Source organism: Streptomyces sp. S4.7 (genome assembly GCF_010384365.1).
GTDB lineage: Bacteria > Actinomycetota > Actinomycetes > Streptomycetales > Streptomycetaceae > Streptomyces.
In genome coordinates this window covers 2,688,465-2,704,948 of the sequence record NZ_CP048397.1, presented here as the reverse complement: position 1 = coordinate 2,704,948, position 16,484 = coordinate 2,688,465, and the positions used below count along the sequence as shown (strand labels likewise).

Annotated in this window: 11 protein-coding genes; 6 read left to right on the top strand and 5 right to left on the bottom strand. The window is 69.2% G+C overall.

Going from position 1 to position 16,484, the window contains the following annotated elements:
- Positions 1-133: 133 nt before the first annotated feature.
- Positions 134-823, top strand: a complete 690-nt coding sequence (gene raiA / locus SSPS47_RS11820; protein WP_343234874.1) for an HPF/RaiA family ribosome-associated protein — start codon at positions 134-136, stop codon at positions 821-823.
- Positions 824-1,012: 189 nt separating this feature from the next.
- Entirely contained in the window at positions 1,013-1,774 is a 762-nt protein-coding gene (locus SSPS47_RS11815; RefSeq protein ID WP_187280171.1) for a response regulator transcription factor, read from the top strand.
- Between the two features lie 9 nt (positions 1,775-1,783).
- Here SSPS47_RS11815 and SSPS47_RS11810 read toward each other — a convergent pair whose 3' ends face one another.
- A complete protein-coding gene (locus SSPS47_RS11810; protein ID WP_164250849.1) occupies positions 1,784-2,974 on the bottom strand; it encodes a crosslink repair DNA glycosylase YcaQ family protein in 1,191 nt (396 codons plus the stop codon).
- Between the two features lie 57 nt (positions 2,975-3,031).
- Positions 3,032-3,637 carry a GNAT family N-acetyltransferase gene (locus tag SSPS47_RS11805; protein ID WP_164250847.1) on the bottom strand — a complete coding sequence of 202 codons (606 nt, stop codon included), beginning with the start codon at positions 3,635-3,637 and terminating at the stop codon, positions 3,032-3,034.
- Positions 3,638-3,877: 240 nt separating this feature from the next.
- Here SSPS47_RS11805 and secA point away from each other — a divergent pair, with 240 nt between their 5' ends.
- Positions 3,878-6,703, top strand: coding sequence for a preprotein translocase subunit SecA (secA, locus tag SSPS47_RS11800; protein ID WP_164250845.1), 2,826 nt, complete (start codon positions 3,878-3,880; stop codon positions 6,701-6,703).
- A gap of 347 nt (positions 6,704-7,050) precedes the next feature.
- On the opposite strand, the gene SSPS47_RS11795 is transcribed toward secA, so the two are convergent.
- Positions 7,051-7,542 (bottom strand): Rv3235 family protein, encoded by a 492-nt coding sequence (locus SSPS47_RS11795; protein WP_164250844.1) that lies wholly within the window; start codon positions 7,540-7,542, stop codon positions 7,051-7,053.
- A gap of 294 nt (positions 7,543-7,836) precedes the next feature.
- On the opposite strand from SSPS47_RS11795, the gene SSPS47_RS11790 reads away from it, so the two are divergent.
- The 3 genes from SSPS47_RS11790 (at position 7,837) to SSPS47_RS11780 (ending at position 14,457) form a co-directional block, all read left to right on the top strand.
- Positions 7,837-8,343 carry a hypothetical protein gene (locus SSPS47_RS11790; RefSeq protein WP_164250842.1) on the top strand — a complete coding sequence of 169 codons (507 nt, stop codon included), beginning with the start codon at positions 7,837-7,839 and terminating at the stop codon, positions 8,341-8,343.
- A 44-nt stretch (positions 8,344-8,387) separates the two neighbouring features.
- Positions 8,388-9,059 carry an HAD hydrolase-like protein gene (locus SSPS47_RS11785; RefSeq protein ID WP_164250840.1) on the top strand — a complete coding sequence of 224 codons (672 nt, stop codon included), beginning with the start codon at positions 8,388-8,390 and terminating at the stop codon, positions 9,057-9,059.
- A 358-nt stretch (positions 9,060-9,417) separates the two neighbouring features.
- Entirely contained in the window at positions 9,418-14,457 is a 5,040-nt protein-coding gene (locus SSPS47_RS11780) for an NAD-glutamate dehydrogenase (protein WP_164250838.1), read from the top strand.
- A gap of 156 nt (positions 14,458-14,613) precedes the next feature.
- Here SSPS47_RS11780 and SSPS47_RS11775 read toward each other — a convergent pair whose 3' ends face one another.
- Together SSPS47_RS11775 and SSPS47_RS11770 are read right to left on the bottom strand one after the other, a co-directional pair.
- Positions 14,614-15,408, bottom strand: coding sequence for an ABC transporter ATP-binding protein (locus tag SSPS47_RS11775; protein WP_164250836.1), 795 nt, complete (start codon positions 15,406-15,408; stop codon positions 14,614-14,616).
- On the bottom strand, positions 15,401-16,333 hold the full coding sequence (locus SSPS47_RS11770) for an ABC transporter permease (RefSeq protein WP_164250835.1): 933 nt from the start codon (positions 16,331-16,333) through the stop codon (positions 15,401-15,403). Before SSPS47_RS11770 ends, SSPS47_RS11775 begins: the two co-directional genes overlap by 8 nt.
- Positions 16,334-16,484: the final 151 nt, after the last annotated feature.

Sequence of the window (16,484 nt, the reverse complement as noted above, 5' to 3'; positions counted from 1 at the left end):
GAATGGGGATCTTGCCCACGGGGGAGGAGGAGGTGAAAGTCACCAAGTCCGAGGCCTCGGTGCCCATCGAGGTCTGGTGCAAGAGGGAGTAGCTCCGCAACGCGGCGGAGCGAATCCGGGAACGGAGTTCTGCGTGGACATCGTCGTCAAGGGCCGCAAGACAGAGGTACCCGAGCGGTTCCGTAAGCACGTGGCCGAGAAGCTGAAGCTGGAGAAGATCCAGAAGCTCGACGGCAAGGTGATCAGCCTCGACGTCGAGGTGTCCAAGGAGCACAACCCGCGTCAGGCGGACCGTTGCGACCGGGTGGAGATCACGCTCCGCTCCCGCGGTCCCGTCATCAGGGCGGAAGCCGCCGCCGCCGACCCGTACGCAGCACTCGACCTGGCCACCGGCAAGTTGGAGGCGCGGCTGCGCAGGCAGCACGAGAAGCGCCACAACCGCCGTGGCGCCGGGAGGCTTTCGGCCGCCGAGGTCGTCGACGTCGTCCCCGGTGTCGCCCAGCTGAACGGATCGGGTCCGGCCCCCGCGAACGAGCCGTCGAACGGCATTCCCACCACCAGGATCGGCTCGCTCGAAGTACAGGGCGAAGGACCGCTGGTGGTCCGCGAGAAGACGCACACCGCTGCTCTGATGACCCTCGACCAGGCGCTCTACGAGATGGAGTTGGTCGGACACGACTTCTATCTGTTCGTGGATTCCGAGACCAAGGAGCCGAGCGTCGTCTACCGACGCCACGCCTACGACTACGGCGTCATCCATCTGAGGACCGACCAGTTGGCCGAGTCCGAGGCCGCGGGCGCTGGTGGCGCGCTCGGCAACTGAGAGAGACACCCCTCGGTGGTGCCCCCGCAGGCCCTGATCCGGCCGCGGGGGCACCACCGCGCGACCACTGGATCACCGCTCTGTCGGCCGGGCATGAAATCATGGCCACGCACGCCAACCCCCGGTCCCTGACCAGCGGTTGGTGTAGCTCGCATGTACATCGGCCCATGGCCTTCAGGGGGAGGAACGATGGCGGACAGCTTCGGGCCGGTGCACCACGCGCGCGGTGCCGGCGGTACGACGGGCGGTGCCGGACCGGACACCGGCCCGGACCCGGACGACCCCGGGAAGGAACCGATCAGGGTTCTCGTCGTGGACGACCACGCCCTTTTTCGCCGGGGGCTGGAGATCGTCCTCGCCCAGGAGGAGGACATCCAGGTCGTGGGGGAGGCCGGGGACGGCGCGGAGGCCGTCGACAAGGCCGCCGACCTGCTCCCCGACATCGTGCTGATGGATGTCCGGATGCCCAAGCGCGGCGGCATCGAGGCCTGCACCTCCATCAAGGAGGTGGCCCCCAGTGCCAAGATCATCATGCTGACGATCAGCGACGAGGAGGCCGACCTCTACGACGCGATCAAGGCGGGCGCGACCGGTTATCTCCTCAAGGAGATTTCGACGGACGAGGTGGCCACCGCGATTCGCGCGGTGGCCGACGGGCAGTCACAAATCAGCCCTTCCATGGCTTCCAAGCTTCTGACCGAGTTCAAGTCGATGATTCAGCGCACCGATGAGCGCAGGCTCGTGCCGGCGCCGAAGCTCACCGATCGCGAGCTCGAAGTCCTCAAACTGGTCGCCACGGGAATGAACAACCGTGATATCGCCAAGGAGTTGTTCATCTCCGAGAACACCGTGAAGAACCATGTCCGCAACATTTTGGAGAAGCTGCAACTGCACTCCCGGATGGAGGCCGTGGTCTACGCGATGCGGGAGAAGATCCTCGAAATCAGATGACGCCGGCGATCAGATGACGGCCCGCGTCAGCGCCGCGGCCAGTTCGGGGCGGTCGACGCGCTCGATCCGTACGGAGTCGCAGCCCACCCACTCGGCGGCCTCCCGCAGCGCCCGCGCCATGGGCTCGACGGCGGCGGGGGTGTTTAGCGAGACCTGCCGGGCGACGAGCGTCGTGCCCTCACGCGCCGGGTCGACGCGGCCGAGCAGCTTCCCGCCCGACAGCAGCGGCATCGCGAAGTACCCGTAGATCCGCTTGGGCTTGGGCACGTACGCCTCCAGGCGGTGGGTGAAGCCGAAGACCCGCTCGGTACGCGCACGCTCCCAGATGAGCGAGTCGAACGGCGAGAGCAGAGTCGTCCGGTGCCGGCCGCGCGGGACACTCGCCAGCGCCTCCGGATCGGCCCAGGCGGGCTTGGCCCAGCCCTCGACCGTCACCGGCACCAGCCCCGAGTCCGCGATCACCGCGTCCACCTGCTCGCCCTTGATGCGGTGGTAGTCCCCGATGTCCGAGCGGGTGCCCACCCCCAGCGACCGGCCCGCGAGCCGTACGAGCCGGCGCAGGCACTCGGTGTCGTCCAGATCGTCGTGCAGCACCTCGTCGGGAATGGCGCGCTCCGCGAGGTCGTAGACCCGCTTCCAGCTCCGGCGCTCCGTGCACACCACCTCGCCGTGCATCAGCGCCCGCTCGACCGCGACCTTCGCCTCGGACCAGTCCCACCACTCGCCGCCGTTCTTGGCGCCGCCCAACTCGGTCGCCGTGAGCGGACCCTCGGCCCGCAGCTGCTTGATCACCGCGTCGTACGCCCCGTCGGACAGCTCGTGGTGCCAGTGCGGGCGGGCGCGGTAGGCGCGGCGCCGGAAGGCGAAATGCGGCCATTCCTCGACCGGCAGGATGCAGGCCGCGTGCGACCAGTACTCGAAGGCGTGCGGCCGGGGCGGGGCGTCGGCGGTGGCCGCCGGTGTCCAGTACGCCCCCTCGACCGTCTTGCGGCCCACGGCGCCGAGCCGTGCGTAAGGAATCAGCTCGTGCGAGCGGGCGAGCACCGAGATCGTGTCCAGCTGTACGGCCCCGAGATGGCGCAGCACACCGCGCACGCCGCCCCGGCGGTCGGGGGCGCCGAGGAATCCCTGGGCGCGCAGCGCCATACGGCGGGCTTCGTCTGCGGACAGCTCGGCGGCGGCGCGCGGCACAGTGGTCATGCCCCGAACGATAGACGGCGCCACTGACAGTGGACCGGGGCCCGGCGGCCGCCGCCATCAGGGCCGCGCGGGCAAGTACGGGTGCCTGGAGGGCAGGCCGAGATCGGAGGGCAGGAGCGCGCCGATCCAGGCGTCACGCGTCGTCTCCTTGAGGAGCAGGGCGGCGCGCAGGGTGCCCTCCATGACGAATCCGGCCCTCAGCGCGACGGCCCGTGAGCCCACGTTTCCGGCCTCGGCCCGCCACTCGACACGATCGGCGCCCAGCTCCGTGAACATCCAGCGGGTCAGGGCGCGCAGCGCCTCCGTGGCGTAGCCGCGGCCGCGGTGCTCCTTGACCGTCCAGTAACCGACCGCCCACACACCGGTGTGGCCGTGGGCGTTGACCGAGGCCAGCAGCGGGCCGCCGCCGACCGGCTCGACCGCGAAGACGAAGTTCGTCCCGGCCCGCCACGTGTCCGGGACGATCCGCTCGATGAAGTGCTCGGCGTGCCGTCTCTCGTACGGAGAGGGGATCGTGGTCCACCGCTGGACGTCCGGATCCTGACAGGCGGCGTACACCGCGTCGATGTCCCGCGGCACCAGGGGCCGCAGCCGCAGCCGCTCGGTGATCAGGGAGGTGGCGGAGGTCTGCGGAGGGGCGGCCCGGGGGATGAGTGGCTCCATGGGGGGAGTGTGGTGACCGGGGCTTGCCGGCGCGAGCGCTTTTCGTACCTCACCGGCACCTTCCACGCGTCCCGCGCGTTCTCTTTGAGGGTGACAGGAGGCCGGGCGTCACGTGGACCTCCCGAGGCGGCCGGGTCCTCGCTTACGATGGCCGTTGCGGTGGGGTCGGCCTGCCGCCCCCGCGCCAGTGTCCCTCACCAGACCCAGTGCCAGGCCCGACCGGCAAGGAGACCAACCTCAGTGTCCGTCTTCAACAAGCTCATGCGTGCAGGCGAAGGCAAGATCCTGCGCAAACTGCACCGCATCGCGGACCAGGTCAACTCCATCGAAGAGGACTTCAGCGCCCTCTCCGACGCCGAGTTGCAGGCCCTCACCGACGAGTACAAGCAGCGTTATGCCGACGGTGAGACTCTGGACGACCTGCTCCCCGAGGCCTTCGCGACCGTCCGCGAGGCGGCGAAGCGGGTGCTCGGCCAGCGTCCGTACGACGTCCAGCTCATGGGCGGTGCCGCGCTGCACCTCGGCCATGTCGCCGAGATGAAGACCGGTGAGGGCAAGACTCTCGTCGGCACGCTGCCCTGTTACCTGAACGCGCTGTCCGGCAAGGGCGTTCACGTGATCACGGTCAACGACTACCTGGCCGAGCGCGACTCCGAGATGATGGGCCGGGTCCACAAGTTCCTGGGCCTCACCGTCGGCTGCATCCTCGCCAACATGTCGCCCGCGCAGCGCCGTGAGCAGTACAACCGCGACATCACGTACGGCACGAACAACGAGTTCGGCTTCGACTACCTCCGCGACAACATGGCGTGGTCCCAGGAGGAGCTCGTTCAGCGCGGTCACAACTTCGCGGTCGTCGACGAGGTCGACTCGATCCTCGTCGACGAGGCCCGTACGCCGCTGATCATCTCCGGTCCCGCCGACCAGGCCACGAAGTGGTACGGCGACTTCGCCAAGCTCGTGACCAGGCTCACCAAGGGTGAGGCGGGCAACCAGCTCAAGGGCATCGAGGAGACCGGCGACTACGAGGTCGACGAGAAGAAGCGCACCGTCGCCATCCACGAGTCCGGGGTCGCGAAGGTCGAGGACTGGCTGGGCATCGACAACCTCTACGAGTCGGTGAACACGCCGCTGGTCGGTTATCTGAACAACGCGATCAAGGCCAAGGAGCTGTTCAAGAACGACAAGGACTACGTCGTCATCGACGGCGAAGTCATGATCGTCGACGAGCACACCGGCCGTATCCTCGCGGGCCGCCGCTACAACGAGGGCATGCACCAGGCGATCGAGGCGAAGGAAGGGGTGGACATCAAGGACGAGAACCAGACGCTCGCCACGATCACCCTCCAGAACTTCTTCCGCCTCTACGACAAGCTGTCCGGCATGACCGGTACGGCCATGACCGAGGCCGCCGAGTTCCAGCAGATCTACAAGCTGGGCGTCGTGCCGATCCCGACGAACCGGCCGATGGTCCGCGTCAACCAGCCCGACCTGATCTACCGCACCGAGGTCGCGAAGTTCGCGGCGGTCGTCGACGACATCGCCGAGAAGCACGAGAAGGGCCAGCCGATCCTGGTCGGCACGACCTCCGTGGAGAAGTCCGAGTACCTGTCGCAGCAGCTCTCGAAGCGGGGCGTGCAGCACGAGGTGCTGAACGCCAAGCAGCACGACCGTGAGGCGCCGATCATCGCCCAGGCCGGGCGCAAGGGCGCGGTGACCGTCGCCACGAACATGGCCGGCCGTGGTACGGACATCAAGCTCGGCGGCAACCCCGACGACCTCGCCGAGGCGGAGCTGCGGCAGCGCGGGCTCGACCCGGTGGAGCACGTCGAGGAGTGGGCCGCCGCGCTGCCCGCCGCGATGGAGAAGGCCGAGCAGGCGGTGAAGGCGGAGTTCGACGAGGTCGTGGATCTCGGCGGGCTGTACGTCCTCGGTACGGAGCGTCACGAGTCGCGCCGTATCGACAACCAGCTGCGTGGTCGTTCCGGCCGTCAGGGCGACCCGGGCGAGTCCCGCTTCTACCTGTCGCTGGGTGACGACCTGATGCGTCTGTTCAAGGCGCAGATGGTCGAGCGCGTCATGTCGATGGCGAACGTCCCCGACGACGTCCCGATCGAGAACAAGATGGTCACCCGTGCCATCGCCTCGGCGCAGTCGCAGGTGGAGCAGCAGAACTTCGAGACGCGTAAGAACGTCCTGAAGTACGACGAGGTGCTCAACCGGCAGCGTCAGGTCATCTACGGCGAGCGCCGCCGGGTCCTGGAGGGCGAGGACCTCCAGGAGCAGATCCGGCACTTCATGGACGACACCATCGACGACTACATCCGCCAGGAGACGGCGGAGGGCTTCGCCGAGGAGTGGGACCTGGACCGGCTGTGGGGCGCCTTCAAGCAGCTCTACCCGGTGAAGGTCACGGTCGAGGACCTGGAAGAGGCGACGGGCGACCGTGCCGGTATCACGGCGGAGTTCATCGCCGAGTCCATCAAGGACGACGCCCACGAGCAGTACGACGAGCGCGAGAAGTCGCTGGGCGCGGACGTGATGCGCGAGCTGGAGCGGCGCGTGGTGCTGTCCGTGCTGGACCGCAAGTGGCGTGAGCACCTCTACGAGATGGACTATCTCCAGGAGGGCATCGGCCTGCGCGCCATGGCGCAGAAGGACCCGCTGGTCGAGTACCAGCGCGAGGGCTTCGACATGTTCACCGCCATGATGGAGGGCATCAAGGAGGAGTCCGTCGGCTACCTGTTCAACCTGGAGGTCCAGGTCGAGCAGCAGGTCGAGGAGGTCCCGGTGCAGGACGCGGCGGAGCGTACGTCGCTGGAGAAGGCGGACGCGGGTGCCCGTGCGGGCGGCGCGCGTCCGGAGATCCGGGCGAAGGGCCTGGAGGCTCCGCAGCGGCGGGACCGGCTGCACTTCTCCGCGCCGACGGTGGACGGTGAGGGCGGGGTCGTCGAGGGCGACTTCGAGAGCAACGGCGGGGCGGACCGTACGGAGGCGGGGGCGGGGACGACTCGCGCGGAGCGTCGCAAGGCGCAGAAGGGTGGGGGGCGGCGCCGCAAGAAGTAAGCGGCGCGCGCGCTCTCCATCTGTTGCGTGCTGGGACGGCCGGGTTCGGACACGAGGTGTCCGGCCCGGCCGTCGCCGTTCGCGGGCGGGGTGTCGGCCGGGTCCGCCCGGCGGGCGGTTCGTCCTCAATCGCCGGACGGGCTCGAAGGGTGTCGGCCGGGTGTGGAGTGTCGGCCCGGTCCGGGGGTGTCCTCAATCGCCGGACGGGCCGGAGTTGGCTGCGGTTGGGCTGGGTGAGGTCTGGTCGGTGGGTGGTCGTCCTCAATCGCCGGACGGGCTCGAATGGTCCGGACGGGCTCGAAGGGTGTCGGCCGGGTGTGGAGTGTCGGCCCCGTCCGGGCGTGTCCTCAATCGCCGGAGGCGCCGGGGTGGGGGGCGGGGCGAGTGGGTTTGGGTGGGCGGGGGGCCACTTCTACCGCCGCGCAGCGCCAGCGGAGGTCGGGGCCCTGTTCCAGTCGGAACGCCATCGCGCGGACCTGGTCGCCCGCCGCGATGCTGGCCCAGGCCTCGACCACTCCCGGACAGGGGTGGAAGCCCCGGCAGGTGCGGATCACCGGGGTGGTGTTGCGGGCCCGCAGCGGGGTCGTCGGGGCCAGGCGGACGAGTTGGTCGTACGCCTCGCCGATCGTCTGGCCGAGCATCGAGTGGACCGGGCGCAGTCCGCTGAGAACGGCGAGCAGTTGCTCCGCGAAGCGCTCGTGCGGCTGGAGCCAGGGCCGGTGGCGCTGGGGGACCACCCGCCCCGGCCTGCGCGGGTCGCGCCTGGTCGGTGGCCGGGTGCCGGCGACCGTCCGGGCCGCCGCCCTGTCGTACGTCCTGCTGGTCTCTGTGCCGCTCACGCAGATCGCCCCCGTTCCGCCGGCCCGGCACCTATTGCATTACCGGGCGGTAACTTGTGTTGGGGATCTTCTACGGGTGATCCCGGATCGCCGCAAGGGCCGGATTCCCGGGCGGTGTCCGTGTCGGGTGTCACCTGTCCGAGTGGCCGGGCAGGCCGGACCGGGGCAGGAGGCGTCACTCTGCGTATTCGGAAGGGTGTGAATCGGCTCCGCAGTGTCACCCCGACGAGGGAATGGCCGAATACGCCGGACGTATCCTTGAACGGCTCTCCCGACTACGAAAGCGGTCATCGCATGCGCGTCTACGTCCCTCTGACCCTTCCCGGTCTCGCCGAGGCGCAGAAGACGGGCGAGCTGGGCCCGGGGCCGCTGACCGCGTACGCGGTGACCCCCGGACTGCGCGAGTGGTATCTCTCCGACGACATCGAGGAGTTGGAGTACGCGGCCCTCAACCGCGCCGCCGCCGCCTCGCTCCGGCAGCTCGCCGGTGATCCGTCGGCCCCGCGGCGCCGGGTCGTCGTCGCCGTCGACGTACCGGACAAGGACGCCGCGGCCGACCCCGACCGAGGAGTGGACTCGGCCGGACTCGGCGAGGTGCGGATCGCCTCCGCCGTCCCCCTGGCCAAGGCCGCCGCCGTGCACGTCGACTCCGACGACGCCGAGGGCGACGTGTCCGCGGCCGCCGCGGCGCTGGGCGCGGCCGACCACGGCGACGACGACGCGCAGTTCACGGTGGACGGGGCCGAGGACCACGAACTGCTCTGGTTCGGGGTGCAGGAGATCCCGAGCATCGTCGCGTAGGGTTCGGCGGCGCGTTGTCGGACCCTCCCGGTAACGTTTCCGGCATGGGGAAGCGCGACACGCATCTGGTCTGGGACTGGAACGGCACACTGCTCGACGACTTCGAGGCGGTCATCGGGGCGACCAACGCCGCCTTCGCGGAGATCGGTCTCGAATCGATCACCGCCGAGCGCTATCGGGATGTGTACTGCATGCCGATCCCGGTCTTCTACGAGCGTCTGATGGGCCGGCTGCCCACGGACGCCGAGTGGCTCGTCATGGACGAGACCTTCCAGCGGCACTACGTGGAGCGGCGCGTCGGGTGCGGGCTCACCGAGGGCGTCGAGGAGCTGCTGACGCAGTGGGTGCTGGCCGGCCGCAGTCAGTCGCTGCTCAGCATGTACGAGCACGAACAACTGGTGCCCGTGGTGCGGGACTACGGGATTCACCAGCACTTCGTCCGGGTCGACGGCCGGACGGGACCGTCCGGCGGTACGAAGGCCGTGCACATGGAGCGCCATCTGGCCGCGCTCGCCAAGGAGGGCCGGATAGCCCCCGTGCACACGGTGGTGGTCGGAGACGCGGTCGACGACGCCCTGGCCGCCGCCCATGTGGGGGCCAGGGCGGTCCTCTACACGGGGGGATCGCACAGCCGTAAGAGCCTGGAGGCGGCGGGAGTTCCCGTCGTGGACAGCCTAGCGGAGGCCGTCGACCTCGCTCAGAGTCTCGCCCGCTGACCACCTGTCACCGACAGCCGATCGCCACTTGTCACTGGCCGGACCGGCAAATTTCTCGCCCTTCTTTTGTACATATGCGGTTCATGACGGGTCCGGGGTGCGGCGAGATAGCCTGGGGCCGTGATCAGTGCGATATGCCGTGGGAGCACCGAAGCTCCCGGCCAGCGCCCGGAGTGCCACAGCGCCCCGGGCCTCGCTGATCCCCACAATCCGGCGTGGCCGTCAATTTTGGCCAATAACGTCCCGGACATCTCTCATCGCGGCATAGCGTCGACATCGACCGGAGACCCCGCGTCGTGGCGTTGTGTCGCTTCTTTCATCGACGTCACGCAATGGCGCGCGACAGGAGCCAGAGGACATGCAGACCAAGCTGGACGAAGCCAAGGCCGAGCTGCTCGCACGGGCGGCCCGGGTCGCTGAGAACAGCCCAGCCGGGGGGGTTGGGGGTCTGGGGGGCACCTCCCGGAACAACTCGGCCGCGAAGGCGACCGACGACGAGACGTACGACGAGAAGCGGCCGGACACCGGGACGCTCCTCGCCTTTCTCCACAAGTACTACCTGCACACCGCCCCGGACGACCTCGCCGACCGCGATCCGGTCGACATCTACGGCGCGGCGCTCTCCCACTACCGGCTGGCCGAGACCCGCCCGCAGGGTACGGCCAACGTGCGCGTCCACACGCCGTCGGTCGAGGAGAACGGCTGGACGTGCACCCACACCGTCGTCGAGGTCGTCACCGACGACATGCCGTTCCTGGTCGACTCGGTCACCAACGAACTCTCCCGGCAGAACCGCGGCATCCACGCCGTCATCCACCCGCAGATCCTGGTGCGCCGCGATCTCACCGGCAAGCTCATCGAGGTCCTCCCCGAGGGCCGCGGCGAGAGCGCCGAGCAGACCCACGACACCCTGATCGAGTCCTGGATCCACGTCGAGATCGACCGCGAGACCGACCGCGCCGACCTCAAGCAGATCACCGCCGATCTGCTGCGCGTCCTGTCCGACGCCCGTGAGGCCGTCGAGGACTGGGACAAGATGCGCCAGTCCGCGCTGCGCATCGCCGACGAGCTGCCCAGCGAGCCGACCGCCGACGACCTGCGCGACCAGGAGGTCGAAGAGGCCCGCGAGCTGCTGCGCTGGCTCGCCGACAACCACTTCACCTTCCTCGGCTACCGCGAGTACGAGCTGACGGGCGAAGACGCCCTCACCGCCGTGCCCGGCACCGGCCTCGGCATCCTGCGCTCCGACCCGAAGCACACCGACGACGAGGCACACCCGGTGAGCCCGTCGTTCAACCGGCTCCCGGCCGACGCGCGGGCCAAGGCCCGCGAGCACAAGCTGCTCATCCTCACCAAGGCCAACAGCCGCTCCACCGTGCACCGCCCGAGCTATCTCGACTACGTCGGCGTGAAGAAGTTCGACGACAAGGGCAACGTCATCGGCGAGCGCCGCTTCCTGGGCCTCTTCTCCTCGGCGGCGTACACCGAATCCGTACGCCGCGTGCCCGTCGTACGCCGCAAGGTCGCCGAGGTCCTGGAAGGCGCCGGCTTCTCGCCGAACAGCCACGACGGCCGCGACCTGATGCAGATCCTGGAGACGTACCCGCGCGACGAGCTGTTCCAGACGCCCGTCGACCAGCTGCGCTCCATCGTCACCAGCGTCCTGTACCTCCAGGAGCGGCGCCGGCTGCGCCTCTACCTCCGTCAGGACGAGTACGGGCGCTACTACTCCGCCCTCATCTACCTGCCGCGCGACCGCTACACCACCGGCGTCCGGCTGCGCCTGATCGACATCCTCAAGGAGGAGCTCGGCGGCACCAACGTCGACTTCACCGCCTGGAACACAGAATCGATCCTCTCCCGGCTCCACTTCGTCGTCCGCGTCCCCCAGGGCACCCAACTGGCCGGGCTCACCGACGCGGACGTCGACCGCGTCGAGGGGCGGCTCGTCGAGGCCGCCCGCTCCTGGGCCGACGGCTTCGGTGAGGCGCTCAACGCCGAGCTGGGCGAGGAGCGCGCCGCCGAACTGCTGCGCCGCTACGCCAACGCCTTCCCCGAGGGCTACAAGGCCGACCACTCGCCGCGCTCCGCCGTCGCCGACCTGGTGCGCGTCGAGGAGCTGAGCCGCGGGAAGAAGGACTTCGCGCTCTCCCTCTACGAGCCCGTCGGCGCCGGTCCCGGCGAGCGCCGCTTCAAGATCTACCGCACGGGCGAACAGGTCTCCCTCTCCGCCGTCCTGCCGGTGCTCCAGCAGCTCGGTGTCGAGGTCGTGGACGAGCGGCCGTACGAGCTGCGCTGCGCGGACCGCGCCCAGGCCTGGATCTACGACTTCGGGCTGCGCATGCCGCGCGGCGAGAACAACCAGGCCAAGGACGACCACCTCGCCGAGGACGCGCGCGAGCGCTTCCAGGACGCCTTCGCGGCCGTCTGGACCGGCGAGGCGGAGAACGACGGCTTCAACTCCCTCGTCCTGCGCGCCGGGCTCAACTGGCGCGAGGCGATGGTGCTGCGCGCCTACGCGAAGTACCTGCGCCAGGCCGGCGCGACCTTCAGCCAGGACTACATGGAGGACACCCTCCGTAACAACGTCCACACCACCCGGCTGCTGGTCTCCCTCTTCGAGGCCCGGATGGCGCCCAACCGGCAGCGGGCCGGCACGGAACTCATCGAAGGGCTCCTCGAAGAGCTCACCGGCGCCCTCGACCAGGTCGCCAGCCTCGACGAGGACCGCATCCTGCGCTCCTTCCTCACCGTCATCAGGGCCACCCTGCGGACGAACTTCTTCCAGAGCGCGAGCAAGGGGCCCGAGGGGACGGACCGGAAGCCCACGGCCGACAAGCACCACAGCTATGTGTCGATGAAGTTCGACCCGCAGGCCATCCCCGATCTGCCCGCGCCCCGCCCGGCGTACGAGATCTGGGTCTACTCGCCACAGGTCGAGGGCGTGCACCTGCGCTTCGGCAAGGTCGCCCGCGGCGGACTGCGCTGGTCCGACCGGCGTGAGGACTTCCGTACGGAGATCCTCGGCCTGGTCAAGGCGCAGATGGTCAAGAACACGGTGATCGTGCCGGTCGGCGCCAAGGGCGGCTTCGTCGCCAAGCAGCTCCCCGACCCGGCCGTGGACCGCGACGCCTGGCTCGCCGAGGGCATCGCCTCCTACCGGACGTTCATCTCGGCGCTCCTCGACATCACCGACAACATGGTGGCCGGCGAGGTCGTGCACCCCGCCGACGTGGTGCGGCACGACGAGGACGACACCTATCTGGTCGTCGCCGCCGACAAGGGCACCGCCAGCTTCTCCGACATCGCCAACGAGGTCGCGATCGCCTACGACTTCTGGCTCGGCGACGCCTTCGCCTCCGGCGGCTCCGCCGGATACGACCACAAGGGCATGGGCATCACCGCCCGCGGCGCCTGGGAGTCCGTCAAGCGGCACTTCCGCGAGCTGGGCCACGACACCCAGACCGAGGACTTCACCGTCGCGGGCGTCGGCGACATGTCCGGCGACGTCTTCGGCAACGGCATGCTGCTCTCCGAGCACATCAGGCTGGTCGCCGCCTTCGACCACCGGCACATCTTCATCGACCCGAACCCGGACGCGGCCACCTCGTTCGCCGAGCGCCGCCGCCTCTTCGAACTGCCGCGCAGCTCCTGGGCCGACTACGACAAGTCGCTGCTGTCCCAGGGCGGCGGGATCCACCCCCGCAGCGCCAAGTCGATTCCCGTCAACGCGCACGTGCGCGAGGCGCTGGGGATCGAGGCGGGCGTCGCCAAGCTGACGCCGGCCGATCTGATGCGGGCGATCCTCAAGGCGCCGGTCGATCTCATGTGGAACGGTGGCATCGGTACGTACATCAAGTCCTCCGCCGAGTCGAACGCCGACGTGGGCGACAAGGCCAACGACGCCATCCGCATCAACGGCGAGGACCTGCGGGCCAAGGTCGTCGGCGAGGGCGGCAACCTGGGCGCGACCCAGCTCGGCCGGATCGAGTTCGCCCGGCGCGGGGCCGACGGCCAGGGCGGCAGGATCAACACCGACGCCATCGACAACAGCGCGGGCGTGGACACCTCCGACCACGAGGTGAACATCAAGATCCTGCTCAACGCCCTCGTGACGGAGGGCGACATGACCGTCAAGCAGCGCAACAAGCTGCTGGCGGCCATGACCGACGAGATCGGCACGCTCGTCCTGCGCAACAACTACGCGCAGAACGTCGCACTCGCCAACGCGGTCCTCCAGGCCCCCTCGCTGCTCCACGCCCACCAGCGGTTCATGCGCCGTCTGGAGCGGGACGGCAACCTCGACAGGGAGCTCGAATTCCTGCCGAACGACCGCCAGATCCGGGAGCTGCTCAACGCGGGCAAGGGGCTCTCGCAGCCCGAGCTCGCCGTCCTGCTCGCCTACACCAAGATCACGGTCGCCGACGAGCTGATCTCCACCGGGCTGCCCGACGACCCGTACCTGCGCAAGCTGCTGTACGCGTACTTCCCCGCGCAGCTGCGCGAGAAGTTCTCCGAGCAGATCGAGGGGCACGCGCTGCGCCGCGAGATCATCACGACGGTGCTGGTCAACGACACCGTGAACGCGGGAGGTTCGACCTTCCTGCACCGGCTGCGCGAGGAGACCGGGGCGTCGATCGAGGAGATCGTACGGGCGCAGACCGCCGCCCGGGAGATCTTCGGGCTCGGCGCGGTCTGGGACGCGGTCGAGGCGCTGGACAACAGCGTCGCCGCCGATGTCCAGACCCGGATCCGGCTGCACTCGCGGCGGCTCGTCGAGCGTGGCACGCGGTGGCTGCTGGGCAACCGGCCGCAGCCGGTGGAGATCGCCGGGACGGTCGAGTTCTTCGCCGAGGGCGTGGAGCAGGTGTGGCAGCAACTGTCGCGGCTGCTGCGGGGCGCGGACCTGGAGTGGTACCAGAACATCGTGGAGGAGCTCACCGCGGTGGGTGTGCCCGAGGTGCTGGCGCTGCGGGTCGCCGGGTTCTCGGCGGCGTTCCCGACGCTCGACATCGTGCAGATCGCCGACCGTACGGGCAAGGACCCGCTGGACGTGGCCGAGGTGTACTACGACCTCGGTGACCGCCTGCGGATCACCCAGCTGATGGACCGGATCATCGAGCTGCCGAGGGCGGACCGCTGGCAGTCCATGGCGCGCGCGTCGATCCGCGAGGACCTGTACGCGGCGCACGCCGCGCTGGCGTCGGACGTGCTGTCCGTCGGCGACGAAACGTCGAAGCCGGAGGAGCGCTTCAAGGCGTGGGAGCAGAAGAACGCGGCTATTCTGGGGCGTTCACGTGCCACGCTGGAGGAGATCCAGGGTTCGGACTCCTTCGACCTGGCGAATCTGTCGGTGGCGATGAGGACGATGAGGACGCTGCTGAGGACGCACGCGTAAGCCTGTCCCGGCGGGACCCGCGCTCAGTCGCCGGACGGGCTCGAAATGAGCCCGTCCGGCGAGGCCCGGCGGAAGTGACAGGTCCCGCCGCCCTGGCCGGGCCGGCGTCACCGGGTCCGCCCGGTGGCCGGCTCGTCCTCGATCGCGTGGACGGGCTCAATTCGAGCGTTTGCGTTTCTTCGGGGGACCCGTGAAGTTCTCGTACGCCGTGACGACTTCCGCCGCCGGGCCGTCCATGCGAAGAGTTCCCGATTCCAGCCAGATCGCCCGGTCGCAGGTCTCGGTGATCGTCTTGTTGCTGTGGCTGACCAGGAAGACCGTGCCCGCCTCCCCGCGCAGCTCGGCGATGCGCTCCTTGCTGCGCTTCTGGAACCGCGCGTCCCCCGTGGACAGCGCCTCGTCGATCAGCAGTACGTCATGGGTCTTGGCCGCCGCGATGGAGAAGCGGAGACGGGCGCCCATGCCGGAGGAGTACGTGCGCATCGGCAGCGTGACGAAGTCACCCTTCTCGTTGATCCCGGAGAACTCAACGATGCCCGCGTAACGCTCCTTGACCTGCTCGCGCGTCATGCCCATCGCGAGCCCGCCGAGTATCACGTTGCGCTCACCGGTCAGATCGCTCATCAGCGCCGCGTTGACGCCGAGGAGTGACGGCTGGCCCCGGGTGTAGACCTTGCCCTCGCTCGGCGGCAGCAGCCCGGCGACCGCCTTGAGGAGGGTCGACTTCCCGGAGCCGTTCGAGCCGATGAGGCCGATCGCCTCACCCTTGTACGCGACGAAGCTCACCCCCCGTACGGCATGCACCTCGCGCACTCCGGGAGCTTTCCGGCGCGAGACGATCCGGCTGAGCGCCGAGGTGGCGCTGCCCTTGCCGCCCTTGGTGCCGTGCACCTTGTAGGTGATGTGTACGTCGTCCACGACGACGGTCGGAACACGCTCGGTCTCAGCCACGGCCGTACTTCTCCTCCGCCTGCCAGAAGAACAGGAATCCGCCGGCCCCGACGAGTACCGCCCAGCCGGTGGCGACCAGCCAGACATGGGGCGGGAGTTGGCCGGCGGTGAAACTGTCGATGAGCGCGAAGCGCATCAGGTCGATGTAGACGGCCGCCGGGTTGCATTCGAGGGCCAGCCGGACCGGCTCCGGCAGCTCCTGGTTCTTGAAGACCGTGTCCAGGCTCCACATCACCCCGGACGCGTACATCCAGGTGCGCAGCAGGAACGGCATCAGCTGCGCGATGTCCGGCGTCGCCGCCGTCAGCCTCGCGAAGATCATCGCGAGCCCGGTGTTGAACACGGTCTGGAGCGCGAGGGCGGGCACGGCCAGCAGCCAGGCGGGCCTCGGGTACTGCTCGAAGACGGCCAGGATCACGGTCAGCGCGCCCAGGGAGAACAGCAGTTGCTGGAGCTGCTGGAGGGCGAACGCGAGCGGCAGCGAGGCGCGCGGGAAGTGCAGGGCGCGGACGAGGCCGATGTTGGCGGAGATCGCGCGGGTCCCGGCGGTGACGGTGCCGGCGGTGAACGTCCAGATGAAGACGCCGGTGACCAGGAAGGGGACGTAGTCCGGCACTCCGTCCCTGGTGTTCAGCAGGACGCCGAAGATGAAGTAGTAGACGGTCGCGTTGAGCAGCGGCGTCATGATCTGCCAGAGCTGTCCGAGCTTGGCCTTGCTGTACTGCGAGGTCAGCTTGGCGGTGGCGAACGCGGTGACGAAGTGGCGGCGGGAGTGCAGTCCGCGCAGATACGCGAGGAGTGGAGGGCGGGCCGCGCTCTCGGTGAGCCCGTGCCGGGCGGCGAGTGCGCGCAGGTCCGTGGGGTCCGGGGCCGGGTCCTGCGGCGCCGGTCTCGGCCGGGCGGGGGGTGCGGTCGTCTGGCTCACAGGGGTCGCTTTCGACGAGGGACATCGAACGGAGGCGAGCGGAGGGGGCGGGGCGGGGGTGGTGTCCGGTGCGGACTGCGCCGGGACGGGACCGTTTCGTCGTAACGAAGAGGTTAGAACGGAAACGCGTCGCAACGCAACCGTTTCGTCG